This window comes from Campylobacter concisus (assembly GCF_003048605.1).
In the GTDB taxonomy this organism is placed as follows: domain Bacteria; phylum Campylobacterota; class Campylobacteria; order Campylobacterales; family Campylobacteraceae; genus Campylobacter_A; species Campylobacter_A concisus_BM.
On sequence record NZ_PIRX01000009.1, the window covers coordinates 48,194 to 72,711 of the forward strand.

Genomic DNA, 24,518 nt, shown 5'->3' on the forward strand with positions numbered 1-24,518 from the left:
TCTCTCTCCTTTATAGTTTTAATCTCGCGCAAAAGCCCCTGTCAAAGCCCGCTAAGTCCTTATAAAAAGCGCTTTCATAGCCATTAAATTTTAGCACCATCTCCATGCTCGCTCTTTGATCATAGCCCATCTCGCAGGCGATATTTTTTATGCCGCGGTTTCTAGCGATAAGGATGATGTTTTTTAAAATTTCATCTCCGACCTCGCCACCAAATAGCGCCTCATGCGGTTCGTTTATCACAAATTTATCAAGTTTATAGTCTCGCGCGATATATGGCGGGTTTGAGACCAAGATGTCGATATCACCAGAAATTTCATCGATATATGAGCAATTTACAAACTCGATTTTATCACTTACATTAAATTTAAGCGCATTTTTTTTTGCTAGTTTTAAAGCCTTTTCGTTTATATCTGTGGCAACTATTTTGGCGTTTGTTTTAAGGGCAAGCATGACGCTTATTATCCCGCTGCCAGTACCGATCTCAGCGATCTTTGGTGCTTTGTAGCTGCTTGCTATCTCTAGCACTTTATCGACTAAAATTTCAGTCTCAGGGCGCGGTATCAAAACGCCACTTTCTACATCAAACTCTAGCCCATAAAAGCCAGCCTTGCCGGTTATATATTCAAGCGGCTCGTAGTTTTCAAAGCGCTTTACAAGGCCAAAGTAGCCGCTCTCATCAAATTCGCTCTTTTGGTTTAAAAATATCCACTCGATGCTCACATCAAGGTAGCTCATGAGCAAAATTTTAGCCACTCTGCTTGGGTTCTCACAAAGCGGCTTTAGCCTTAAATTTGCCTCTTTTAGAGCCTCTTCAACTCTCATTTTCTAGCTCATTTATCCGCTCAAAAAGGCTTGGGTGCGAGTGATAGACAAATGAGTAAAGCCAGTGTGACTTTGGAAATGCTTTGTTTTCGCTGCCAAGCTTGGTTAGGGCGTTTATCATGTCAGTTTTGTTTGAAATTTCTTTTGAAAATCTATCTGCGCCAAATTCATTTTTGCGGCTAAAGTGCGAGATGATCGGCGAGAAAAGAAAACTAAAAATAGGCGAGAAAAGCACCAAAAAGATGATGATACTAGCGCCGTTTTGCCCAAGTCCTATCGCCTCATAAGCGCTTGCGCCCACGTTTCCAAAGATAAAAAATAGACAAAAGAGCATGACCGCACTTAGCGCTATCATTTTTAGGATATCTTTATGTTTAAAGTGCCCAAGCTCGTGACCTAAAACAGCCACGATCTCCTCGGTGCTTAGCTTTTTTATGAGCGTGTCAAAAAGCACCACTCGCTTTGTCGCTCCAAGCCCGCCGAAATAGGCGTTTAAGCGGTTGTCGCGCTTGCTAGCGTCTATCGTAAAAACGCCGCTACTTTTAAAGCCACATTTTTTAAGCAGACCCTCTATCTTACCCTTTAGCTCGCCATCTTCAAGTGGCGACATCTTGTTAAATATAGGCGCGATGAGCGTTGGGTATATCAAATTTATAATTAAAGCGATGCCAAAACTTAGCAAAAACGCCCAAAACCACCAAAAATCGCCAAGAAAATTTATGCAAAGAAGCACGAGCCAAACGAAGGCCGAGCCAAAAACTAGCATAAGAGCTAGCGATTTTATAGTATCAACCAAAAATATCTTTGCACTCATATTTGAAAAGCCAAGCTTTTTGTCTTTTACAAAGCTCTCGTAGATATTTAGCGGCAGATCAAGCAGCGACGAGATCAGTAAAAAGCTCATCACAAAGAGGATGTTTTCAAACGTAGTGCCCTCTTTTAGGCAAGCGTCTGAGAGCATTTTTAGCCCAAAGCTTATCCACGCAAAGAAAATGACGGCGTGATAGATGAGGCTAAAAATTTCAAATTTTAGATTTGTCGCGGCGGCAACTGCGGCGTTTTTGTATTCGCTCTCTTCAAGCACAACAGGCTCTTTTTTGGCCTGCGCCCTTACAAAGCTGATCTGTAAATTCGCCAAAAAAAGCTTAATAATCACATAAAAAATATAGATAAATAAAAGTGTATAAAACATATTCTCCCTTAAATTTCATAAAAACTAAAGCAACCATAGTCCGTTCTAACTGCGAGCTTGCCATCTATAAATTTAGCCTTGCAGCTCTTTACGACATGATCTAGCGTAAATTCCGCCATCACATCGCCACCTTTTAAATTGGCGGCGTAGGCTCTGCTTTGATCAATAACCACAAGCTTGCCAACTACGGCGTCAATGCAAAACTCTCTCGCTCTTAGATACTCGTCCTTTATCCAAGGCTGCTTTGTCACTTTTGCGCTCTTTATATCAAGGCAAAATAGCTTGTTTTCAAGATACTGCCTAACCAAAAGTATCTTTTCGTCCAAAAAGCAAATTTTATCAAGCGCGCCAAATTCGGCTCTTACTTCGCTTAAAATTTCGCCATTTTTTGCGTTTAAAATTTGCAGCTCATTTTCTTTGGTGCAAAGCGCAAGCATGCTAGCATCCGCACTAAGAGCAGCGCAAAGTATCGGCACGTGGTTTTTTGTACTGCATTTATACTCGCCGATCTTTGAAATTTCGCCATCTCTAAAGACAAAAATTTGCCCATACATGCCAAAAACTGCAACGCCATTTGAAGCGCAGATAAAGCTAGCTATCTCGCTATTTTTCTTAACATTTTGCTCGGCTAAAATTTCACGAAATTTAGCCTCTTTTGGCTCAAAAATGTAAATTTCATGATCAAGATCTAAGAGTAAATTTTCACCCACGCACTGGGCGTCCCACGCAAGCGGATTTGGCAAGGCGATCTGCTCTTTTATAGCGCCGCTTCGATCAAGCTTCACCAAAATATCGCTAGGCTTGCCGCCATCTTTTTGACCAGCACTTTTATAAACGTAAATTTCATCTTTTATGCTGGCAAACGAAAGCGCTCCAGTGTATCCACCGCCGATATAAACGTGCAGGCTCGCTTCACCTGTTTTTGCCTCGCTATCTTGCAGGACAAAGCCCTTTTTTAGGCTCTCCCACTCCTTTTTGACACAGGCTTTTTTAGCCTCTTGCTCGCTTGCAAATTCTTTTTTAGTTTGCTTTGTTTTGCCGCCTTTTATGCTCACACTCACTAAAGCTTTATCTTCTGCGCCAAGCTCCAAACACTCACCGCTATCAAAATTTACAAGCTCGCGCATATTTCACTTCAAAAAGTTGTCGTAAAAGCTGCTGATAAATAGCACCAAAATGACAAAAGGCACGATAAATTTGATGTAGAAAAACCAAATGTTTATAAGCTTTGCATATTTTTCACTGCCTTGCAAGATCTCTTTTTTCGCTTCATCTTTTAGCACCCAGCCGACAAATATCGCGCACCCAAGTGAGGTCAGCACGAAAAATATCGTCGCACTTATCGCATCGTATGCGTCAAAGATATTTTTACCAAAAACTGTGACGTGGCTTAGTAAATTTGTAGCCATAAGTGATGGTAAATTCCCTAGCACAAAGATGACGCTAAGCACTAAAAATATCGCTTTTTTGCGCTTTATCTTAAATTTCTCTTGCAGCGTAGTAATGATCACTTCATATATCGGTAACGACGTCGTAAGCGCAGCGATCATAAGAAGCGCGAAAAACGCCACCGCGAAAAATCCGCCAAACGGCATGTGCGAAAAGACGATCGGAAGCGACTTGAAAACTAGGCTAGGCCCGCTATCTGGTGAGACGCCGTAGCTAAAGAGTGACGGGAATATCATAAAGCCAGCAAGCACGGCTATGACGGTGTTTAAGATGCCAGTGATGATAGAAATTTTAACCAGCCCTTCGTCCTTTTTAACAAAACTTGAGAGCGTTATCATCACGCCAAATCCAAGCGAAAGCGCAAAGAAAACCTGCCCCAAAACCTCGACAAAAAGCTTTAAATTTATCTTTGAAAAATCAGGCGTTAAGTAAAATTTCACACCCTCCATCGCGCCATCAAGTGTGATATTTTTAGCGATCATGACGAGCATTAGGATAAAAAGCAGTGGCATTAGATATTTTGCTGAGCGCTCGATACCACCAACTGCACCTTGCACCAAGATAGCGTAATTAACCAGAACAAAAACAAGGGTCGCAAAGCTGATGGCTAGCGGGTTGCTAACGATATTTTGCTCGTAAAATGCGCTAGTTTGCTCAAAGCTCACGATGTGCGAGAGATCAAGCAAACCAAATGAAATTTGAGCGATATAGTTTAAGACCCAGCCTCCGATAACCATATAATAAGCCATGATGCCAAATGCGCCAACAAGCCCCATCCAGCCCACTATCTGCCACTTTTTGCTGATCTTTTTGCCATTTATCGTGCCACCAAATGCATCAACGGCATTGCACTTTAGGCGCCTGCCAATGGCGTTTTCAACCAAAATCATAGGAATACCAATGACTATCATCGCTATGCAAAACACGAGAACATAGGCCCCGCCGCCGTTTTGACCGACTAAGTAAGGAAACCGCCACGTCGCGCCAAAGCCGACCGTAGCCCCTGCAACAGCTAAAATGTATGTAAGTCTTGAACTCCACGATTTTCTATCCATCTATCTACCTTTGTGAAAAATAGGGATTATATAAAAAAATTGATTAAATTTTGCTAGCGACAGGCGATACTTACGTGTAAATTTGGCTTTTTTGATAAATTTTAGGACTTTTATGGACGGAATTTTTATCTTTGCAGGATAATTTTAAATCTATTAATGCAAAACGCCAAATTCTACGTATCCCTCCATCGCAACGAGCAATATCCAACCCTCTTTGGGGCTGCAAAAATAGTGGTGTTGCGCGACATTTTCAACCATAAATTTTAAAAAATCATAAAAGCATTCAGGCGCAAATTTAAGCTCTACGCTAGTTAGACTATCGCCGACGTAGCCTATCTCGCTGCTTAAAATTTTGCTTTGGATACTTGGATATGAGCTTAGAAAATTTTTAATATCAACGAAATTTTCATAATCAGCCGTTTTATAATCTTTTAAATTTTGCAAAAGCGGTTTTGAACCGACAAAGGTAAAATTTCGCTCTATAAAATTTGCTACATCATCGCTTTTGTGCCATTTTTGACCCAAATTTGACAAAAAAGAAAGCATCTCATCATCGGCTGAAGTAAAATTTGAAACTGAATTTTTCTCGCTCATTTATCTCCTTTTTGTAAAGTTACTACACCTTTGTAAAAGAGGGATTATATAAAAATTTATGGTGGTTTTATATTTTTTTAGTAACAGTTGGCGAGCAAATTTTAAAATTTCATGAACGAGTAATTTCGGCTCTAAAATTTGAGCTAAGCTGTAAGCGAAGCCAAATTTTAGTAGTCAATTCTTGCGAGTGAATGGAATTTTAAAATTTGAAAAGATAGCTTGATTAAATTTATAGATTTCTTTTATTTAAAAGGGAGACAAGGGGACTTGAATTACGAAGCCGTCCCCTTATCTCCCTTTAGATCCCTCAATCCCCTCGCACGTTCAAGGTGCATGCTCCAGTGCTTCGCACTGCATGCGGTTTATTCTAAAAAGGCTAGCTCAAATTTTAAAATTTATGAGCGAGCATATCACGCTTCTAAATTTAGTGGCGAATTATTATGAGCCCTAAATTTAGTAGTCTGCTAAGGCGAGTGAGTAAGATTTTAAAATTTGCAAAGACAGCTTGATTGAATTTGCAAATTTGCCCAGAAATTTTAAAATTCCAGGCAAATTTCACTCAAATTTACTCTCTAACGACATGTAAAAACTGCATATGTTTGCGGTATTGCTCGATGACGTCGTTTATCAGCGTAGCTTCGCTCCAGCCAAGCACGTCGTAGTCCTGACCGCCCTCTTTTAGATAGACCTCAGCTCTGTAATAAAGATCGTCACCCTCAAGCTCTCTGGTGTAGTCTGGGCTCTGGCTCTTGGTGAGATAGACGCCATATCTAAAGTCCATCTCATCGCCAAGTCCAACGTTTAAATTTACAAAATTTTCACCATTTGTAACATTTGCTTCAAGGCCGTTTTTAGCAAATTCCTCTTTTAGCTCGTTAAAAGCTTTTAGCACGACTTCGTTTAAAAATTTCTTGCCATCTTTCTTGCCTGGCAGTGTAATGATCGCACTTAGGCGCTCTTGCCACGGCTTTGAAAGATCACTAATGGGCATGTTGTTAAAGTTATTTGTCTCTTTTTTGGTTAGATCCACACGTAACGCCTTAAATAGCCCGTAAATGGCGCCAAGTAGCACTATGGAAAATGGCAGTGCTGTCGTGATCGTAAGTGCCTGAAGTGAGCCAAGACCACCAGCTAGCATCAAAAATGCCGCCACGACGCCCACTGTAACGCTCCAAAAGACCTTTTGCCAAACTGGCGTATCGTCCTTGCCGTTTGAGCAAAGCATATTCATAACGATCGCCGCAGAGTCGGCAGAAGTGACGAAAAATATGACGATCATAAAGACTGCTATCACGCTTAGCACGCCTGAGAAGCTAAATTTCTCTAAAAACATAAAAAGCGCTGAGGCTGAGTCAGAATTTACCGTGGTCGCTAGCTCGCTAAAGCCACTTTGAACAAGCGCGATCGCCGAGTTACCAAAAAAGCTCATCCAAGCAAAGGTAAAGCCAGTTGGCACGAGAAGCACGCCGATCACAAATTCTCTAATCGTTCTGCCCTTTGAAATTTTAGCGATAAATAGCCCCACAAACGGCGACCAAGATAGCCACCAAGCCCAGTATAGCAGCGTCCAGCCGCCAAGCCAGCTCTCATTTTGCCTCTCGTAGGCGTAGAGATTAAAGGTGTTTGAGATGAGCGTAGAGATGTAGTCGCCGCTGTTTTGCACAAACGACTTTAGAAGCTGCGTCGTATCGCCCAAAAATAGTATCAAAAACATAAAACATATAGCTAGCGCGATATTTGCGTTTGACAAGATTTTGATGCCCTTATCGACACCACTTGCCGCTGAGATGGTAGCTGCAAAACAAAGCACTATTAGAAGCGTGATATGCATAGTCGGCAGGCCAAAAACGTGCGTAAGACCGGCATTTACCTGAAGCACGCCATATCCCAGCGAGGTCGCCACACCAAAAAGGGTCGCTACGACGGCAAATGTATCAATGGCACTACCTATCTTGCCGTAAATTTTATCTCCGATGATCGGATAAAACGCCGATCTAAGCGTGAGTGGCAAGCCGTGTCTATACGAGAAAAAGGCTAGAATTAGCGCTACGATAGCATAAACTGACCATGCGCTCATGCCCCAGTGAAAAAATGTGATATTCAACGCAAGCTTTTGCGCTGCGATAGTTTGCGCGTCGCCAACTGGCGGGTTTAGATAGTGCATGAGCGGCTCGGCCACACCAAAAAATACTAGACCTATGCCCATGCCAGCGGCAAAAAGCATAGAAAACCACGAGATATTTTTGTGCTCTGGCTTTACGTGATCAGCTCCTAGTTTGATCTCGCCAAGCTTACTAAAGCCAAGAATGATGACGCTTAGCAGTATGACGGCAACGACTAGGATATAAAACCAGCCAAATTTGGCCGCGATGTAGTTTTGCATACCCTTAAAAAACTCATTTGAGAAATTTGGAAATATCGCTGCAAATGCTGCTATTAAAAATATAACAATAAGCGATGGGATAAATACTGAGTTGTTAAATTTTGACCTTTGAAATTTAAACATTTTTCTCCTTTTTATAAATTTCAGTTTTGCCTTAAAATAACAAAAAAGAGTAAATAGGTCAAATTTTCTCTTTAAATTTTTATGAAATTTTAAGCTTTAACCACCAAAAATAGCCACTTTGAAATTTATCTCAAGTCTCTTTCATCTCTCTTTGGTTTTGCAAGAGTTGTTAGCACTATGACGAAAAAAGCGATGCCAAATGTGATATACAAGATGATCTTTGGCGAGTCAAACTCTATCCTAGATCTAGCGACCTCTTCGCCGCTTGCCTCCACTAGCTCGCCGCGCTTTATCATCTCGCTGATATCTTTTGCGCTAAGCTCTTTAGACGGCCTTGTTAAAATTTCTATGACGCTAAGATCTGCCACCTCATAAACGCTATGTCTAATGCCATAAAATGGCTTTATACTGCTAAAAAAATAGACCTTATCGCCGTTTGCATAGACCGCGCCATACTCGCCATCTTTTACCAGTCCTATCTCGCGCCATGATGAGCTTGGGGCAAATTTATACAAAGAGACGGTTTGTGCCACTAAGTGCCTGCCGTGCTTTGAGCGCTGCCACTCTTCGCCTTGTTGTAAAAAATATGCTGAGCTATCATCTACAAAAACGTCAGCATAGAGCCTTTTTAGCTCGCCTTTTAGCTGGTAGTCTGAAATTTTAGCCTGCTCGTTTTTACTGCCATCCCAAAAGTAAATTCCATCTTTGCTGGCAAAAAGAGGCCAAAACGAATGCACGTTATCCACGCTATAAATGGCGCTATAAGGCATATTTTGAGCGCTAAATTTATGCTCATTTGCAAACACCGCCCCACTTTTTGGCTCAAAAAGATATTCTATATCGTGCTTAGCATCGTAGCATATCCGGCGCGTCTCATCTGAGTAACTTGCATCGAGCCTATAAAAGCCCATAAACAAGCTTTTGCCATCTGTGTAATATCCGCTAGCAGCGCCATTTTCTGTTGTGATGTATCTTAGCTCGCTAGGATCTGCGTCAAGCTTTTCGCCCTTGTAGTAAAGCGTGCTGCCATCTCTTGCAAAACCAGCGTCAAAGATAGGCTCTAAATTTGTGCTTTCAACCCTTTTTGTCCTGTAAAAATAAGGGCTATCATCGTAGCTTTTTATAAAGGTGTGAGCAAGGTTTTTCATAATGGCGCCAAATTCGCTAAATCCTGGCTCTTTCTCGCTTCTAGTAGCGCAATAATAGCTTATCTTGCCATCACTTAGATAGCCATTGCCAAGCACTTTGGTGCTGTTTGGATCAAGACCAGGCAAAATTTCTCTAGCGCAATAGACACTGTTTTTATCAGCCGCCACATTTGAGTAATCATACGCGTGTTTTAGCTTTAAGACCCTAAAACTAGCCTCATCAACGCCTTTTAGCTCATACTTGCCACCGCCTGAAATTTGAACGTAAATTTTACCCTCAGGCGAGCGGTAAAACTCGCTACTATCAATGTTTGCAAAGCCTCTTTGATACTCTCCCTCATGCCAGAGATAAAGCATCGCCAAAACATAAAATAGCGTCAAGATAACTAAAAAATAAACAAATCTAATAGTAATTTTTCTCATTATCTATAGTCATCCACCCTTTTTTTAAGCTCGCTTTTTTGCTTTTTGTTTTTAAAAATAGCGCCAACCACCGAGAGCACAAATGCGATGGCTAAAAATATCCAGTAGGCATATTTTTGCGAGTAATCATCAAAGTCGCTTATCGCATCGATCACCACCTCGCCATCAGCTGGCACCATAGCGCCTTGATCTACCATTTTTACTATCTCATCAAGTTTTAAATTCTCAACATTTGAGTCATAAGGACGAGTGAGGATTTCAACCACGCCAAGGTCGTTTATATCATAAACGCTGCTGTTAAAACGCCAGCCGTAACCGACATTATCAAAATAATATGTCTTATCGCCGTTTGCATAGACCGCTCCGTAGCCATCGTTTCTTACAAAGCCGATCTTTCGCCACTGTTCTTTTGTATCGAGCCTAACGATACAAGTGTGGCGTGAGCTTAGGCCGTGGCTAATTTTTGTGTTGTGCCAAATTTCATAGGTTTTTAGAAAATATGTCTTGCCATCACTTATCACCACGTCGCCATATAGCGGCGTTATCTCGCCTTTAAAAGGATCGTCTCCGTCTCTTACAAACTCGCCCTCATCTATGCTGTTATACCACTGCCACTTTCGCTCCCAGTGATAGATACCGCCTTTGCCACGAAAGAGCGCATGATAGGTGTGCCTGTCTTCTAGGTTAAAAAGTGGCTCGTATGGGGCAAATTTTGGGTCAAATTCATGGTTATTTGCATAGACCATGCCAGAATTTGGCTCATAAAGATAGTGAATGCGCCATATCTCGCCGATATCACGCATTTGTGGGCTAAATTTGATCCCTAGTTTTGTGCTGTCATAATAGACATTTTCTCCGTCAGTCGTAAAATGCATGCTCTTTCTGCCAGATGCCTGCTCGATGTATCGCATTTTGCTGGCATTTGCGCCCTCTAGCTCTTTGCCCTCATGATAGACCTTTACTCCGTCGCTTGCATAGCCAAAGCCCAAGATCGCTGCTAAATTTGCGTTATCAACCTGCCTAAATTTATAGATATGGGTTTGCGCTTTTGGGGTTTTAAACATTTTATGTGAGAGGATGTCCCAAAACTCTTTAAGTGCGGATATTTCAAGGTTTGTCTCGCTTTCGCTATCGCAAAAATATGTGATCTTGCCGTCACCAAAGTAGCCATTGCCAAGCGCTCTAACGCCATTTGGATCAAGCCCACTCATCACGAGGTTACCGCAATATACCGCCTTATCGCTAGCGCCAACATTTCTGTTGTCGTATTTGCCGGTGTCAATGTATCTAAATTTACTGGCCCTCACGCCTATTAGCTCAAATTTACCCCCACTTGGCACCATGGCATAGACCTTGTCATCTTTGACGTAAAAATAGCTATTATTTAGCTCTTTACTATCGCCAATGTCGTCATCTAAAATAGAAACTAACCCAAAGATAAAAAAGTAGGTAGCAAAAAATATCACAACAATGGCGATTATTACAGAGATTAGCGGATGTTTTTTTAGCATTTTAGCCTCGTTTCAAATAAATTTAGCGACCTCATCAAGCCGCAAACCTTTCATACATTTAAATTTCAAAGTTCTATCCAAATATAAAATATCTAAAAATCAAAAACTTAAGATATGCAAATTTACCCATCAAAAACAAAAAACAAGCGGCTGCTAATGTAATAATAAGCCTAATAATATTAAATTCCAGCGTAACCCCATAATAAATAAAGACTGACGCAATAAAGCAAAAATAAAAACAACCAATCATGAAGATCAAATTTGTAATCCTTGCAAAAAGCCCTGACTCCTCGCTGTTTTTTGCGATTAGCCTAATTGTCTCTATCTTATTTAAAAACCCAACCTTTTTATATTTTATCCGGACTAGGTCGCCCACTTCATATTTATATATTTTAGGCGAAAATGTCTCACTAAATCTCATCTTATCAACGATAATGCTAAGGCTTACAACAGAATTTTGCCTAACAACTCTCGTATTTAGCGCGCTTATCCTACCGATCTTTTTCAAGCTACTCTAGCTCCTCGGCGATCTCAAGCACTTCAAAATACTCATTTTCTAGGCATTCAAGCTCAGCTTTTGCAGCTTCTAACTCTTCATAAAGCTTAGTTAGACCCACTTCTTGATAAATTTTTGGATCACTAAGCCCCTCATTTAGCTCGGCAACTCTTGCTTCAAGGGTTGAAATTTTATCTGGATATGTGTTTAAAATTTGCGTTTGTTTGTAGCTTAGCTTTGCGCCAGATTTACTCTTTTGTTTGGCTTCATTTTGGCTATTTGAGAGCTCTTTTTCAAATTTATCAAGCTCTTTCATCTCATCTTCAAGCTCCAAATAGACGCTATACTCTTCATGCAAGACATTTATCTTTGTCCCCTCAAACGCCCAGAGCTTATTTGCCATCTTATCGACAAAATATCTATCGTGGCTTACTAGCAAGATAGCCCCTTCAAAGCTTTGCAAGTAGTCCTCTAAGATGTTGATAGTTGCGATATCAAGGTCGTTTGTCGGCTCGTCAAGCACCAGCACATCGTAAGTTTTGGTAAAAAGCATCGCAAGTGCCACGCGGTTTTTCTCGCCGCCACTTAAAACGCCTATCTTTTTATCTAGAAATTCCTTTGGAAAGAGGAAATTTTTAAGATAGCCATAGACGTGCATATTTCGCCCTCGCACCAGCACGTGATCACCGCCATTTGGGCAAAATGTCTCTATAAGGCTCTTGTCATCATCAAGGACATTTCTAGCTTGATCAAAGTAGCCGATGCTCACCTCGCCTCTTTTTATCTCGCCACTACTTGGCTTTTCAAGCCCTAGCAAAATTTTAAGCAGCGTGCTTTTGCCACTGCCGTTACGCCCCACAATGGCGATCCTCTCGCCCTGCAAGACCCTTGCGTCAAATTTTTCAAAAAGCACCTTGCCGTCTATGATCTTGCCTAAATTTTTAAACTCAAAGAGCATCTTTTTGCGGTTTTGGCTCTGCACTTGGTTGAAATTTTTACTCGCTCGCTCAAGTTCTAGCCTCACGCGCCTTATCACACCTGGGTTTTTCTTAGCCTCCTCGCGCATAGCTAGCACCCGCTCTTTTCTGCCCTCATTTCGCTTTAGTCTAGCTTTTACGCCGCGCCTTAGCCACTCCTCTTCAGCCTTTAGCTGTTTTAGCAGCGTCTCATGCGACTTTGCAAGGCTTGCTAAAATTTCCTCTTTTTTGGTTAGATAGTTTGCATATCCGCCCTCGAAATTTTTTAAGCTTGCATCCTCGACCTCAACGCACCTAGTAGCGAGCGCATCGATAAAATACCTATCGTGGCTTATGAAAACTATGCTTTGATTTGAGCTTTTAAGCATATCTTCAAGAAATTTGACCATATAGACATCAAGGTGGTTTGTAGGCTCATCAAGCAGCAGCACATCTGGCTTTTTAAGGATGAGCGCACCCAGTGCCACGCGCCTGATCTCGCCGCCACTTAGCGAGCAAATGGGCCTGTTTTCATACTCTTTTAGCTTAAATTCTTGCAAAATTCGCTCGATCTTATGCTCGATATTCCAGCCATCTTTTGCCTCTATAAATTTTAAAAGCCTCTCTTGCTCTTTTAAAATTTCTTTGTTTTCAGGATCATTTGCTAGTAAAACACCGCTCTTTTCATACTCACTTATCGCGTCAAATATCTCTTTTAGCTCGTTATTTAGCGCATCTCTTACGCTAAATGTGGCGTTAAAATTTGGATTTTGCGCTAGCATCTCGACGCTTATCAAGCTCTGCACTATGCGTCTGCCACTATCTGCTGCCACCTCGCCAGAGATGATCTTCATAAGCGTGCTCTTGCCGCTGCCATTTTTGCCGATGATCGCTATCTTTTCATTTTCATTTACGCTAAGACTTACGCTGTTTAAAATTTCATTTGCGCCAAATTTTTTACTTACGTCTATTAGGTCGATTAATGCCATTTTTCTCTCAAATTTTAAATTTTTTGGATTATATCAAAAGGGAGCTAAAACCTAATTTGGCTATAATCGCCCAAAATTTAAAAAAGGAGAAATTTATGAATCTTTCTATGAAAAAGCTGGTCGTCCCTATATTTTTAGATATGTTTTTGCACTTTATAACGCTCATCATAAACACCTACATGGTGACAAAAGTGAGCGTGCATCTAGTTGGCGCCATGGGTGCTGGCAATCAAGTGATGGATCTTTTTATGACCATTTTTAACTTTTTAAGCATGGGCTGCTCAGTCGTCGTCGCACAAGCACTTGGAGCTAAAAAGAACGATCTTGCCTCAAGCGTCATACACGCAAGCATCACGTCAAATACGGTCTTTGGCATATTTTCAGCCATCATCATCTACGTCTTTGGCTACAACATCTTAAATTTACTAAACGTGCCAAGTGATCTCATAAACGATAGCTTCTCATACCTTCACATCCTTGGCTTTGCATTGCTCTTTGATGGCATCGGCATGGTGCTAGCTGCGGTGCTTCGCGTATATAATCTAGCAACCGCAGTCATGCTAACATCAGTTTTGATGAACATCATCACCATCTTTGGCAACGCTATCGCCCTTTTTGGCTGGTTTGACCTGCCAAATTTAGGCCTGCAAGGGGTCGCTCTCTCGACATTTGTGGGCAGGCTAATAGGCGTTTTTGTCCTACTTTACATGCTCATACGCGTGGCAAAAGTTAGAATTTATCTTAGCAAACTACTTGTCGTGCCGTTTGGAATTTTAAAGAAAATACTCTCAGTTGGCTTGCCAAGCGCTGGCGAAAATTTACTCTGGATGGCGCAATACATGGTCGCATTTGGCTTTATCGCGAGCATGGGCGAGGCAACTCTTAGCGTGCAGACTATCTACTTTCAGATCACGCTTCTCATCTTGCTTTGTGGCGCAAGTATCAGCGTAGCAAACGAGGTCATCGTTGGGCATTTGGTTGGGGCAAGCGAGTTTAACGAGGCCTATACAAGGACTTTTAAAGCCTTGTGGCTTGGCATTTCTATCACGCTCATCGTCGTTTTGATCGCCTACGCCTTAAAGTATAAGATCATGGACGCACTAAATTTAGATGAGGGCTTACGCAAGATAATGCTACCACTCTTTACGCTCTCGATCGTGCTAGAAGCTGGCAGAACCTTTAACATCGTCATCGTAAATGCCCTTCGTGCAAGTGGCGACGCGAAATTCCCGCTAGCAACTGGGCTTATCTTTATGTGGGGGCTTTCGCTGCCGCTTGGATATTTTCTGGGCATACACCTTGGCTGGGGCATCGTTGGCGTATGGATAGGATTTTGCGCTGATGAGTGGCTAAGAGGCCTTGCAAATACATGGCGCTGGAGAAGCAAAAAGTGGCAAGAAAAACGCCTAGTTTGAGGCAAAAGAGCCTAAATTTAGACTTTTATGGCTTAAGCGTTTTAGTAAATTTTAAAACAAATGTAAAATCTATGCGATTAAGAGTTGGTAAGGATGCCAAGATCACGCTTTCTATGCCATTTTACAGCACGCAAAAGATGGCTCTTAGCTTTCTTGAGACGCACAGAATTTGGCTTGAAAACTCATATAAAAAAGCTCTTTTAAATTTGCCAAAAGATGATGAGATGAAATTTCTTGGACAAATTTATAAGATCAAATTTGATGAGAGCGTAAATGTGCCATTTTTTGAAGATAAATTTATCATAACGCCAAATTTAAAGGCACTTGAGCGCTTTAAAAAAGCAAGGGCAAAAGAGCTATTTTTAGAGCTTATAAGCTACTATCAGCCTCATATCAATAAGCCAGTTAGTCGCATCGTCATAAGAGATAGCAAAACTCGCTGGGGCAGCTGCAACCACAAAAAAGGCTATATAAACTTAAGCCTAAGGCTCATCGAAAAGCCGCTCTCTGCTGTGCGATACGTCGTGCTTCACGAGCTTACTCACCTGCTCTATCCGCATCATCAAAGCAGTTTTTATAAATTTATAGAAGCCATCATGCCTGATTACAAAGAGCAAGAGCAAATTTTAAAATCATAATTATTTTTCATCAAGTAAGTGTAAATTTAATATGTTAAAATTGCACATTACTTTACAAAAGGAAAATTTAATGAAAAAAATGATTTTTATCTCGCTTCTTGCAGCTTGCGCTCTAGCAGGCGACTTTGAAGATGGCTTGAAGGCTTATGCTGACTCAAATTTCACTGAGGCTTTGTCTAAATTTGAAGCAGGATGCGCAGCAAATGACGCAAGATCATGTGCAAAAGCAGGCGCGATCTACCAGCTTGGCAAAACTGATGTGCCAGACAGTAATAAAGCGTTAGAGTTTTACAACAAAGCTTGCCAAGGTGGCGAAAAAGAGGGTTGCTCAGCAGCTGGTGGAATTTATCTCGATAACGATCCACAAAAAGCAAGAGAGCTTTTTAACAAAGCTTGCGAGCAAAACGACGGCTACTCTTGCGGCATGATAGGCTCGATACTAATAGAAGCTAAGAAATTTAAAGAGGCTTACACCTTCTTAGAAAAAGGCTGCAAACTAAGTGATAAGATGTCTTGCGAGTTTGCGGGCGATCTAAAACGCTCAAAACAACTTTGATCTTTAGGCTTTAAAAGCCTAAATTCTCACTTTTTACAAAATCAATAGAAATTTATCAATAAATTTAAAAATTTAGGCAAGAGGGCTCTTGCCTAGTGTTAAATCGCTCTTATTTGATCAAGCGGTTTATCTTTTATGCCCCACTGAGTCATAAAGACAAAGCCATAAAGAGCAGCTGCCACGATGTAGGCTGTGTATTCGTTTGGCATCAGACCAAATTTCACGCAGATATTTGGCACAAGAGCTAGAGGTACGACAGGGATAAGTAGCACTCTCTCCCAAATCCTAAGCTTTGTGACATAGTAGCCTTGTAGCAAGCTAGAAAAGGCAAACATTCCCACGATCGCCATGCCAAAGACGAGTAAAATTTCAAGTGGATTGCTCATCCAGACTATCCCTTTTGAATCAAGCGGATCGCTCGTGTTTATGCTCTCAATCAGCATAAGTTTATTGTTAAAGAAAAAGGCAAATGGCAATATCGCCGTTCTTAGATCGTAAAAAAATCCTTGCACGCCAACGGTTATTGGATTTGCCTTGGCAATACCCGCTGCTGCGTATGCTGCGATGCCAACTGGCGGCGTATCATCAGCTAAAATTCCAAAGTAAAAAACAAAAAGATGCACGGCGATGGCTGGGATCAAGAAGCCATTTTTGTGCGCTAAAAACAAGATAACTGGCGCAACAAGACTTGAGACGACGATGTAGTTTGCTGTCGTTGGAAGCCCCATGCCAAGGATGAGCGACATAAGAGCTGTGAGAAGTAGTATCATCATGATATTATCGCCTGCTAAAAGCTCGACTAGATCAGAAAGTACTTGACCAAGGCCAGTTAGCGAGATAGAGCCCACGATGATGCCAGCAAGAGCAGTTGCGATGGCTATTGTGGTCATACTCTTTGCAGCTGCGACCATCGCCCAAAATATATCCTCAAAGCCAAGAAGCACATCGTTTAGCCCTACCTTTTCGCCTGAAGCTAGCTTTTTGGTTGGCTCTTGAAAGATCATTATCAAAAATAAAAATCCTATCGCATTAAACGCTGCAGCTATGGCCGACTCTTTTGCGATTAAAAGCGTATAAAGTAAAATCAAGATCGGCGTTATATAGTGAAGACCGCTAACGAAAATTTTAAATCTTGAGTGAAATTCGCTCTGATTTATGCCCTTTAGCCCAAGTTTGACGCTCTCTAGATGCACGATGAAAAATAGCGACAAATAACAAGCAAATGCTGGGATAACCGCTGCCATCATAACATTTGTATATGTCATACCCAAAAACTCAGCGATGATAAAAGCAGCCGCACCCATGATAGGTGGCATGAGCTGTCCATTTACGCCAGCTGCAACCTCGATAGCTCCAGCTTTTGTGCGTGAAAGCCCAGCTTTTTTCATAAGTGGTATGGTAAATGTACCAACGGTTACGACGTTTGCTGTTGAGCTGCCTGAAACCATGCCAGTTAGGCCACTTGCGATGACTGAAGCCTTAGCTGGGCCACCTCTATATTTGCCAAGAAGAGAAAAGGCTAAATTTATGAAGTATTGTCCAGCGCCTGCTCGCTCAAGCAATGAGCCAAAAAGAACAAAAAGATAGATAAAGCTAACACTAACGCCAATAGGCACGCCAAAGATGCCCTCAGTCGTTAAAAACATATGACCCGCGATCTTTTCAAAGCTGGCGCCCTGATGAGCGATGATGTCTGGCATATAAGGACCAAAGTGATCGTATATCAAAAATAATATACAAATGATAGGAAGCGCTGGTCCCATGACACGCCTGCCAGCCTCAAGTAAGACGATGATCGCCAAAAACGATATGACGATATCTTGAGTGATATAATCCCCTGTCCTATCAGCTAGCTCATAAAAATAAACCGCTGGATAAAGCACGGCAACAACGCCTACCACGCAAAAAACTAGGTCGTAAAGTGGCAAACTTGAGTGAGCCTTTTTATGAAAAGTGACTGGATAGAGCAAAAATACAAGCCCAACCGCAAAAGCTAGGTGAATAGAGCGTGAAATGTTAGTATTTAGTGGGAAATACGCTATATAAAGCTGAAAAACCGACCAAGAGAAACACGCAAATGCGATGAAATAGTTGTAAAAATTGCTATTTATCTCTCTTGTCTTTACTTCGACAAATTGTTCTTCGTTGTCATTAACTTCGTTCATCTCTCTCCTTTAAAATTTAAATATATAAATTTAGAAGAAATTTGCATATTTAAATTTTATCCAGAGGCAAAAGCCCCTGGAAATTTGAGTTATTTTAAGATACCTGCCTCTTTAAACGCAGCCTCTGCAGCTGGGTGAAGCGGAGCTGAAAGACCTTGGACGAGATCTTCTTTATTAACTGATTTTAGCGCTGGGTGAAGAGTTTTGTACTCATCAAAGTTATCTAAAATAGCTTTTATCACAGCTTTTACAGCCTCATCTTTTGTATCTTTATTAGTTACCAAAACAGCCTTTACGCCGATAGTATTTACATCGTGATCGACGCCATCATAAGAGCCTTTTGGGATCACACCTTTTGCAAAGTATGGTTTTTCTTTAAGAAGATTATCGATCTCGCTGCCTTCGATATTTAGGATATCAATAGGCAAAGATGTCGCTGCATCAGTGATGTTTGCAGTTGGGTGACCAACAACAAAGCTATAACCATCTATCTTTTTATCTTTTAGTGCGTGTGGGCATTCGCCAACTGTTAAAACGCCGCGGTATCCTAGTTTTGAAACGTCAAAGCCTTTTGCTTTAAAGACTTCAAGCGTGCTCACTTCGTTGCCGCTACCTGGGTTGCCTACGTTGTATTTTTTACCTGCAAAAGACTGGATATCACTTGTTAGGCCGCTATCTTTTGCTACAACAAATGCAAGAAGCTCAGGATAGATAGCTACTACTGAGCGTAAATTTTCATCTTTTACTCCGTCAAATTTGCCAGTGCCATTATATTTATCATAGACGACGTCACTTTGAACAAAGCCAAAAGTAAGCTCTTTTTTAAGGACGTTATTTACGTTATAAACAGAGCCGCCAGTTGATTGAACAGAGCATTTTACGTCTGTATTTTTATTTGCCAAGCGGCAGATCGCTCCACCTATCGGATAGTACGTGCCTGTCATGCCACCAGTGCCGATACTGATAAATTCTTTTGCTGAAAGTGTTGTTGCCAAAAGCAATCCAGCAAGTGCTAAAGAAGTAGTTTTCATCTAAAATCCTTTCAAAAAATTTAAGGCTATTTTATTCTATAAATTTAGCTTTGTATCTTTTTGATATGATATTTTTATGCCATTTTGGTAAAGTTGCAACTATTCTACACAATCAAGGCTTAAAAAAATATTTTCTTAAGAATAAATTTATATTTCTTTATAGGGCGATTTGATTTTAATAAAACAAGAGCCCAAATATTATTTTTATAGCATGTACGATAATAACTTACTTAGTAAACTCAAATTGAGTTTACTGTAAGGTCTTGGCAGGCGGCCAATATTTTATTCTCATAGTAGAATAAAAATATAAAAGCTCAGACAAATCATTATCTCTAAAAACTATTTTCATATATAAAATATCTAAGTTTTGCATAGTAATTTAATAAAATATATTAAAAATAATTAAAGGTATAACACTAAGAATTTTGAAAGGATATCGGAATACCTTATGGTGACTTTTAGTTATTAACGGAACATAGAATAGCATCATACCACCAATGAGATTATTTGAATTGCTAAATTTATTAACCATTAAGTAACATCATATATAATTATACGAGAGCTTCAGCTCAAAACAATATTAATAAAGGAGTCCTAATGGCTACTCAAGAGGTAAATTTAGAGTCTTTAAAAAAAGACTTAGATTCTTTGAAAGCAGATTTTAAAGATGTTATAAAATCTATCAAAGATATGGGTGCAGAGCGTGCGGAATCCGCTAAAGATAAAATTTTAGACCAACTAAATATCGATGAGATCAAAAAATACATAGATGATCTAAAATCAAAAGGCAAAGACGGCATAGAGAACGTAAACGACGCAATAAAAGAAGATCCGATTAAAAGCATTGCTATTGCTGCAGGTGTTGGATTTTTAGCTGCCTGGTTATTAAAAAAATAATGGTGGGCATATCTGAATTTATAGTCTCCGTGGTTGAGCTTATAGATGCTCAAGCTGACGATATTAGGTATTCTTTTTTAAAGAGTGCCAATTCAGTTGTACTCAATATAATTGTGGGTGTGATTTGCATCATAGGCTTAGTATTCTTTTTGCTAGGCCTGCACACGCTCCTTGAAAAAACTATTGGGGAAATTTGGGCGTATTTTGCATGCTCTGCTGTGGCTTTTTTATCTTCAATTATCATATACAAGGTATTCCGTGCAAAGTGATATAACAAAAGAAAAGCTAAGAACAGTAGTATCGATGCTAGAGAACAAAAACACAGATAAAAAAAAGCTAAAGCTTGAAGAGGCTAAGCTGAATTTACTACTAAATGACCCTTTGCCAAACTTTTCAAAAGAACTCAATCTAATCAGTCGAGGCAATATTAAGCAGGCCTTGATATCAATAATAGATAAAAATTTTATAATACCTACCTTAAGAAAATTTCTATAAAAACTAATTTTTTATACTCTTTTCTTACTTTTGATAAAAAAATTAATAAATTTTAGATATAATTAGCTATATAATTTCAAGAGATGACCGTGTTGCTGAAAGCGAAGATCTTGAAAACCGTTTAAGCCATAAAAGATTGCCAAATTCTGCCCAAGCGCCATCTCTTAAAAACAAAGGAGTAAATATGCGTTATTTTCTAACACTGTTGTGTGCTGCCTTTTTTATGGTTGGCTGTTCCAATACTTGGCATGGTGCCAAAGAAGATACTGGCAATGCAGTCGAGTGGTCAAAAGACAAAGTTAACAAAGGTGCTACCTACGTTAAAGACAAAACAGAATAATTTTTGTTTTTAATTTAAACGTAGATATTAATTCATTATCCAGTGGGTTGAATTTCAATAGTTTGACCCATATAATTTTTCCTATTATATTTTATCTTTCTTTTATAGAATCATATTTATAGTCTTCTTTAAAAGCCAAAAATTTACAACAAGAGAATGAAATTTTAAAAGATCTAAATTTAAACATCGCCCAAAACGAGATCATCTGCCTAATGGGTAGCTCAGGATGTGGCAAATCAACATTTCTTTCAGCACTAAATGGCTTTTTGGAGCAAAAAGGCGGCAGATATAGCGGAGAAATTTTATTTAAAGACGAAAATATCAAAGATAAGGACGAAATTTGGCTAAGAAGAAAGCTAGCCATACTCTTTCAAGACGCCACGTTATTCCATTTTAGCGTCGAGAGAAATTTGACCTATGCGATGGAATTTTACGAAGGCAGCATAAAAGATAAGCAAAAAAGAGTAGAGGAGCTGCTTAAAAGCGTAAATTTACTAGATGAGATAAATGACCTTGATATGCCAGCTAGCAAACTCCCAGGCGGTCAAAAGCAAAGACTTTGCATCGCAAGGATGCTAACTACAAAGCCAGAAGTGCTCATGCTTGACGAGCCTTGCTCATCGCTTGATATGAAAATGTATTGATCGTAGAGGAGCTTTTAAAAAGCTTGTCGCAAAAATATACGATCATCATCACCACGCACAACGAAGAGCAGGCAAAAAGGATAGTCCGCATAGTGGATAATAAATTTGCATTTTAAAAGAGCTAGAAATTCTAGCTCTAAATTTAGTCGATAAATCTCTTTGTGATATTTGCGTAGGCGTCGATCCTGCGGTCTCTTAAAAATGGCCAAATTCTGCGAACTTCTTCGCTTCTTTTCATGTCTATCTCAACGATCTTGCAAAGCTCATCTGTGCTATTTGCGCGGAAAAGCTGCTCGCCTTGTGGCCCAAAAACAAAGCTATTTCCCCAAAACTTAATCCCATCCATGACGCCGCTATCATCTTTTTCAAAGCCCACGCGATTTACTGCAACAACTGGCAAGCCATTTGCCACGCTGTGACCTCTTTGCACCGCCACCCACGCTTCAAGTTGTCTTGACTTTTCATCGTCGCTATCGCCCTCAAACCAGCCAATAGCCGTTGGATAGATGAGAATTTTTGCCCCTTTTAGCGCCATTAGCCTTGCTGCTTCTGGATACCACTGATCCCAACACACCAAAACACCAAGCTTACCAAGGCTAGTCTCAACTGGCTCAAAGCCGATGTCGCCAGGCGTGAAGTAAAATTTCTCATAAAATCCAGGGTCATCAGGGATGTGCATTTTTCTGTATTTGCCAGCCACGCTGCCGTCACGCTCGAAGACAAAGGCGGTGTTGTGATAAAGTCCGTCAGCCCTCTTTTCAAAGAGCGAAGTGACCAAAACTACGCCATTTTCTTTTGCCACCCTACCCCAAAAAGCGACGTCCTCTTGCCAATCATTTGCGTGATCAAAGAAATTTGTATCCTCGCTTTGGCAAAAGTACTGCGTCTGGTGTAGCTCTTGGCAGACAACTAGATCAGCGCCACCTTTTTTTGCCTCAGCAATTAGCTCAAGCGTCTTTGCGATGGTCGCCTCTTTTGTCCCTTTAAATTCTTGTTGAAGTAGTGCTACTTTCATCTCATCTCCCTTCTTTGTCGTTATATGGGTCTAAATGCGTGGTTATCTGCCACGAAAATTCCTTAAATTTCTCTCTTATCTCAGCTTCAAGCGATTCGGCCACCTCGTGCGCGTCGTAAAGCGAGATATCTTTGTCAAAAACTAAATGCAGCGTTAAAAATATGGTATTTGCGCTCTGTCTTGTATTTAGGTAGTGAAAGTCTGAAATCCTCTGCTTTGCCTTTATCATCTTGATGATCTCAGCTGTGACCTCAGGGCTTGCTGCGTGATCTAGCAAGACACCAAAGGCGTCTTTGCTAAGACTTATAGCGCTTTGAGCGATGTAGCCGCTTATTACAATACCAAAGATCGCATCTATCATCACAAATCCACTAAATTTAACGATAAGCAGCGAGATGATGACTGCTAGGTTGCTAAAAAGGTCGATCTTATAGTGCAGCGCGTCTGCTTTGATGATAAGGTTGCCACTTTTTTTAGAAATTTGGTTTAAAAATAGCACCAAACATAGCGTCATAACTACCGAAAATACCATCACGCCAAGGCTTAAGCCAAGGTCTATCTCTAAATTTGGCTCGCTAAATTTCTTAACACTCTCATAAAATATATATCCAGCAGCCACGACGATGATGACGCACTCAAACAGCGCTGCTAACGCCTCCAGCTTTGTGTAGCCAAAGTTAAATCTCTCATCAGCTTGCTTTCTTGACTTTCTAAGCGCAAATAAATTTAAAAGCGAGACAATAAAATCAAGCATTGAATCAATCGCCGAGCCAAGCACAGCGACCGAGCCGCTAAAAAGCCCAGCTGCAAATTTTACAAGTGCAAGCAAAAAGGCGCAAGCTCCCGCTGCGATGACGGCCTTATTTTCGCCCTGCGTGCACTCCTGCTTATTTATGCTGTTAAACTCATAATCAAACGGACTTGACAAGACTAAGACCTTTTGTATCTATTTTGGCTTGAGCAGTGAAGCGAGCCATTTTGACGGACAAAAACTAGCGAATTTACACCGATGATCTTTCTATCTGGCAGCGCCTTGGCAAGTAAATTTAACACCTTTTCATCGTTTTCGTCGTTATATGTTGGCACGATTAGCGCACCATTTATAAAGATGAAATTTGCATAGGTGCAGCCAAGCCTTTTGCCATCATAAAATTTAGGCTTTGGTAGTGGCAGAGCAAGTAGCTTAAAGCCAGTTTTTTTAAGCTCATCTTCCATCCTTTTTAGCTCATCAAAGTGCTCATCGCTCTTGTCATCGCAAGCTGCGTAAGCGATAGTATCAGGCGTGATGAAACGCGCTAAAGTGTCGATGTGACTATCTGTGTCATCGCCTCTTATAAAGCCATTTTCAAGCCAGATGATACGCTTTAAGCCAAATAAATTTTTTAGCTTCTCCTCGATCTGCTCTTTACTAAGTGCTTTGTTTCTATTTTCATTTAGCAGACATTTTGAGGTGGTTAAAAGCACGCCATCTCCGTTAAACTCGACGCTTCCGCCCTCTAGTATCATATCAACAGGCTCAAGCTTGGTTTTGTAAATTTTAGCTAGCTCTAAATTTATCGCATCATCTTTTGAGCTCTTAAATTTACCGCCCCAAGCGTTAAATTTAAAGTCGTAACTTTTTACACCGTCTTTGGTGCAAACATCGATCATACCGTAGTCTCTAATCCAAGTATCGTCAGTATCGAGCTTAACAAACTCAACATTTTTAAATTTCTTAAATCTAGCAAAATTTGCCTCATCAGGGCAGATAAGCACCACCTTTTCAAAGGGCGTAACAGCAGCCATAAGCTCCTCATAGCCCGCCAAAATCTCCTCTAAATAAGGCTCCCAGTCGCTCTTACTATGTGGCAGCGATAAAAACAAAAGCTCCTGCTCTTCCCACTCTGCATACGCTCTCACGCTATCTCCTTATAAATTTTATAAATTCCATAAATCGTAATGATTATCCAAAAGACCTCTATCAAAAATGAGCCGAGGTTAAAGTGCACAAAAAGCGAGATTATAAGTAGCACCGCACCTACTAAATTTATTATCTGATAGGCTAGATCGCGGCTATTTAGACGGCCGATCTGAAGCAAAAAGTAGCCCATCACGATGCAAATCATCCCTAAAAAGCCGATGATCTGAAAAAGATCGATCAAATTTTATCCTTTTTGTAAGCTTAAATTTAAAGTGCGATA

Annotated in this window: 23 protein-coding genes; 7 read left to right on the top strand and 16 right to left on the bottom strand. The window is 40.5% G+C overall.

The features are described from left to right. Positions 1-10 precede the first annotated feature (10 nt). The 10 genes from prmC to abc-f form a co-directional block, all read right to left on the bottom strand. Positions 11-823 carry a peptide chain release factor N(5)-glutamine methyltransferase gene (gene prmC / locus CVS86_RS08435; protein ID WP_107791602.1) on the bottom strand — a complete coding sequence of 271 codons (813 nt, stop codon included), beginning with the start codon at positions 821-823 and terminating at the stop codon, positions 11-13. After that, positions 813-2,015, bottom strand: coding sequence for a M48 family metallopeptidase (locus CVS86_RS08440; protein ID WP_107791603.1), 1,203 nt, complete (start codon positions 2,013-2,015; stop codon positions 813-815). The genes prmC and CVS86_RS08440 overlap by 11 nt, the downstream gene beginning before the upstream one ends. An 8-nt stretch (positions 2,016-2,023) precedes the next feature. Beyond that, a complete protein-coding gene (locus CVS86_RS08445) occupies positions 2,024-3,142 on the bottom strand; it encodes a hypothetical protein (RefSeq protein WP_107791604.1) in 1,119 nt (372 codons plus the stop codon). Positions 3,143-3,145: 3 nt separating this feature from the next. Next, positions 3,146-4,519: a sodium-dependent transporter gene (locus CVS86_RS08450; protein WP_107791605.1), complete on the bottom strand. Its 1,374-nt coding sequence runs from the start codon at positions 4,517-4,519 to the stop codon at positions 3,146-3,148. 153 nt (positions 4,520-4,672) lie between these two features. After that, a complete protein-coding gene (locus tag CVS86_RS08455; RefSeq protein WP_107791606.1) occupies positions 4,673-5,113 on the bottom strand; it encodes a hypothetical protein in 441 nt (146 codons plus the stop codon). A gap of 565 nt (positions 5,114-5,678) precedes the next feature. After that, the gene (locus CVS86_RS08460; protein ID WP_107791607.1) at positions 5,679-7,619 is read right to left on the bottom strand and encodes a BCCT family transporter; all 1,941 of its coding nucleotides are present in this window, start codon (positions 7,617-7,619) and stop codon (positions 5,679-5,681) included. Positions 7,620-7,744: 125 nt separating this feature from the next. Then, positions 7,745-9,190: a DKNYY domain-containing protein gene (locus tag CVS86_RS08465; protein ID WP_107791608.1), complete on the bottom strand. Its 1,446-nt coding sequence runs from the start codon at positions 9,188-9,190 to the stop codon at positions 7,745-7,747. Continuing rightward, positions 9,190-10,701 (bottom strand): DKNYY domain-containing protein, encoded by a 1,512-nt coding sequence (locus tag CVS86_RS08470; RefSeq protein WP_107791609.1) that lies wholly within the window; start codon positions 10,699-10,701, stop codon positions 9,190-9,192. The genes CVS86_RS08465 and CVS86_RS08470 overlap by 1 nt, the downstream gene beginning before the upstream one ends. A 73-nt stretch (positions 10,702-10,774) precedes the next feature. Further along, positions 10,775-11,209, bottom strand: a complete 435-nt coding sequence (locus CVS86_RS08475; protein WP_107791610.1) for a hypothetical protein — start codon at positions 11,207-11,209, stop codon at positions 10,775-10,777. Position 11,210: 1 nt separating this feature from the next. Beyond that, a complete protein-coding gene (gene abc-f / locus CVS86_RS08480; protein ID WP_107791611.1) occupies positions 11,211-13,142 on the bottom strand; it encodes a ribosomal protection-like ABC-F family protein in 1,932 nt (643 codons plus the stop codon). 95 nt (positions 13,143-13,237) lie between these two features. On the opposite strand from abc-f, the gene CVS86_RS08485 reads away from it, so the two are divergent. The 3 genes from CVS86_RS08485 (at position 13,238) to CVS86_RS08495 (ending at position 15,751) form a co-directional block, all read left to right on the top strand. After that, a complete protein-coding gene (locus CVS86_RS08485) occupies positions 13,238-14,557 on the top strand; it encodes an MATE family efflux transporter (RefSeq protein ID WP_107791612.1) in 1,320 nt (439 codons plus the stop codon). Continuing rightward, a complete protein-coding gene (locus tag CVS86_RS08490; protein ID WP_107791613.1) occupies positions 14,512-15,195 on the top strand; it encodes a M48 family metallopeptidase in 684 nt (227 codons plus the stop codon). Before CVS86_RS08485 ends, CVS86_RS08490 begins: the two co-directional genes overlap by 46 nt. A 70-nt stretch (positions 15,196-15,265) precedes the next feature. Further along, entirely contained in the window at positions 15,266-15,751 is a 486-nt protein-coding gene (locus CVS86_RS08495) for a tetratricopeptide repeat protein (protein ID WP_103573912.1), read from the top strand. 98 nt (positions 15,752-15,849) lie between these two features. Here CVS86_RS08495 and CVS86_RS08500 read toward each other — a convergent pair whose 3' ends face one another. Together CVS86_RS08500 and CVS86_RS08505 are read right to left on the bottom strand one after the other, a co-directional pair. Further along, the gene (locus tag CVS86_RS08500; RefSeq protein ID WP_107791614.1) at positions 15,850-17,916 is read right to left on the bottom strand and encodes a TRAP transporter permease; all 2,067 of its coding nucleotides are present in this window, start codon (positions 17,914-17,916) and stop codon (positions 15,850-15,852) included. A gap of 89 nt (positions 17,917-18,005) precedes the next feature. Next, positions 18,006-18,947 carry a TAXI family TRAP transporter solute-binding subunit gene (locus tag CVS86_RS08505; protein ID WP_107791615.1) on the bottom strand — a complete coding sequence of 314 codons (942 nt, stop codon included), beginning with the start codon at positions 18,945-18,947 and terminating at the stop codon, positions 18,006-18,008. A gap of 597 nt (positions 18,948-19,544) precedes the next feature. On the opposite strand from CVS86_RS08505, the gene CVS86_RS08510 reads away from it, so the two are divergent. The 4 genes from CVS86_RS08510 (at position 19,545) to CVS86_RS08525 (ending at position 21,323) form a co-directional block, all read left to right on the top strand. After that, positions 19,545-19,844 (top strand): DUF883 family protein, encoded by a 300-nt coding sequence (locus CVS86_RS08510; protein ID WP_103599593.1) that lies wholly within the window; start codon positions 19,545-19,547, stop codon positions 19,842-19,844. 258 nt (positions 19,845-20,102) lie between these two features. Continuing rightward, a complete protein-coding gene (locus CVS86_RS08520; RefSeq protein ID WP_107791616.1) occupies positions 20,103-20,339 on the top strand; it encodes a hypothetical protein in 237 nt (78 codons plus the stop codon). Between the two features lie 184 nt (positions 20,340-20,523). Beyond that, positions 20,524-20,679 carry a hypothetical protein gene (locus tag CVS86_RS09935; RefSeq protein WP_180995817.1) on the top strand — a complete coding sequence of 52 codons (156 nt, stop codon included), beginning with the start codon at positions 20,524-20,526 and terminating at the stop codon, positions 20,677-20,679. A gap of 161 nt (positions 20,680-20,840) precedes the next feature. Then, entirely contained in the window at positions 20,841-21,323 is a 483-nt protein-coding gene (locus tag CVS86_RS08525) for an ATP-binding cassette domain-containing protein (RefSeq protein WP_199906533.1), read from the top strand. A gap of 142 nt (positions 21,324-21,465) precedes the next feature. Here CVS86_RS08525 and CVS86_RS08530 read toward each other — a convergent pair whose 3' ends face one another. Genes CVS86_RS08530 through CVS86_RS08545 form a run of 4 tightly spaced genes read right to left on the bottom strand, consistent with a single transcriptional unit; the run spans position 21,466 to position 24,479 of the window. Further along, positions 21,466-22,338, bottom strand: a complete 873-nt coding sequence (locus CVS86_RS08530; RefSeq protein ID WP_103567192.1) for a carbon-nitrogen hydrolase — start codon at positions 22,336-22,338, stop codon at positions 21,466-21,468. A gap of 1 nt (position 22,339) precedes the next feature. Then, positions 22,340-23,266: a cation diffusion facilitator family transporter gene (locus tag CVS86_RS08535; protein ID WP_107791617.1), complete on the bottom strand. Its 927-nt coding sequence runs from the start codon at positions 23,264-23,266 to the stop codon at positions 22,340-22,342. A 2-nt stretch (positions 23,267-23,268) separates the two neighbouring features. After that, a complete protein-coding gene (locus CVS86_RS08540) occupies positions 23,269-24,237 on the bottom strand; it encodes an agmatine deiminase family protein (protein ID WP_107791618.1) in 969 nt (322 codons plus the stop codon). Next, positions 24,234-24,479: a CBU_0592 family membrane protein gene (locus tag CVS86_RS08545; RefSeq protein WP_107791619.1), complete on the bottom strand. Its 246-nt coding sequence runs from the start codon at positions 24,477-24,479 to the stop codon at positions 24,234-24,236. The genes CVS86_RS08540 and CVS86_RS08545 overlap by 4 nt, the downstream gene beginning before the upstream one ends. Positions 24,480-24,518 lie beyond the last annotated feature (39 nt).

Bases quoted from the DNA above. Each gene is read 5' to 3' on its own strand.
- prmC (WP_107791602.1), bottom strand. From the start codon at position 823: ATGAGAGTTGAAGAGGCTCTAAAAGAGGCAAATTTAAGGCTAAAGCCG.
- CVS86_RS08440 (WP_107791603.1), bottom strand. From the start codon at position 2,015: ATGTTTTATACACTTTTATTTATCTATATTTTTTATGTGATTATTAAG.
- CVS86_RS08445 (WP_107791604.1), bottom strand. From the start codon at position 3,142: ATGCGCGAGCTTGTAAATTTTGATAGCGGTGAGTGTTTGGAGCTTGGC.
- CVS86_RS08450 (WP_107791605.1), bottom strand. From the start codon at position 4,519: ATGGATAGAAAATCGTGGAGTTCAAGACTTACATACATTTTAGCTGTT.
- CVS86_RS08455 (WP_107791606.1), bottom strand. From the start codon at position 5,113: ATGAGCGAGAAAAATTCAGTTTCAAATTTTACTTCAGCCGATGATGAG.
- CVS86_RS08460 (WP_107791607.1), bottom strand. From the start codon at position 7,619: ATGTTTAAATTTCAAAGGTCAAAATTTAACAACTCAGTATTTATCCCA.
- CVS86_RS08465 (WP_107791608.1), bottom strand. From the start codon at position 9,190: ATGAGAAAAATTACTATTAGATTTGTTTATTTTTTAGTTATCTTGACG.
- CVS86_RS08470 (WP_107791609.1), bottom strand. From the start codon at position 10,701: ATGCTAAAAAAACATCCGCTAATCTCTGTAATAATCGCCATTGTTGTG.
- abc-f (WP_107791611.1), bottom strand. From the start codon at position 13,142: ATGGCATTAATCGACCTAATAGACGTAAGTAAAAAATTTGGCGCAAAT.
- CVS86_RS08485 (WP_107791612.1), top strand. From the start codon at position 13,238: ATGAATCTTTCTATGAAAAAGCTGGTCGTCCCTATATTTTTAGATATG.
- CVS86_RS08490 (WP_107791613.1), top strand. From the start codon at position 14,512: ATGGCGCTGGAGAAGCAAAAAGTGGCAAGAAAAACGCCTAGTTTGAGG.
- CVS86_RS08495 (WP_103573912.1), top strand. From the start codon at position 15,266: ATGAAAAAAATGATTTTTATCTCGCTTCTTGCAGCTTGCGCTCTAGCA.
- CVS86_RS08500 (WP_107791614.1), bottom strand. From the start codon at position 17,916: ATGAACGAAGTTAATGACAACGAAGAACAATTTGTCGAAGTAAAGACA.
- CVS86_RS08505 (WP_107791615.1), bottom strand. From the start codon at position 18,947: ATGAAAACTACTTCTTTAGCACTTGCTGGATTGCTTTTGGCAACAACA.
- CVS86_RS08510 (WP_103599593.1), top strand. From the start codon at position 19,545: ATGGCTACTCAAGAGGTAAATTTAGAGTCTTTAAAAAAAGACTTAGAT.
- CVS86_RS09935 (WP_180995817.1), top strand. From the start codon at position 20,524: ATGCGTTATTTTCTAACACTGTTGTGTGCTGCCTTTTTTATGGTTGGC.
- CVS86_RS08530 (WP_103567192.1), bottom strand. From the start codon at position 22,338: ATGAAAGTAGCACTACTTCAACAAGAATTTAAAGGGACAAAAGAGGCG.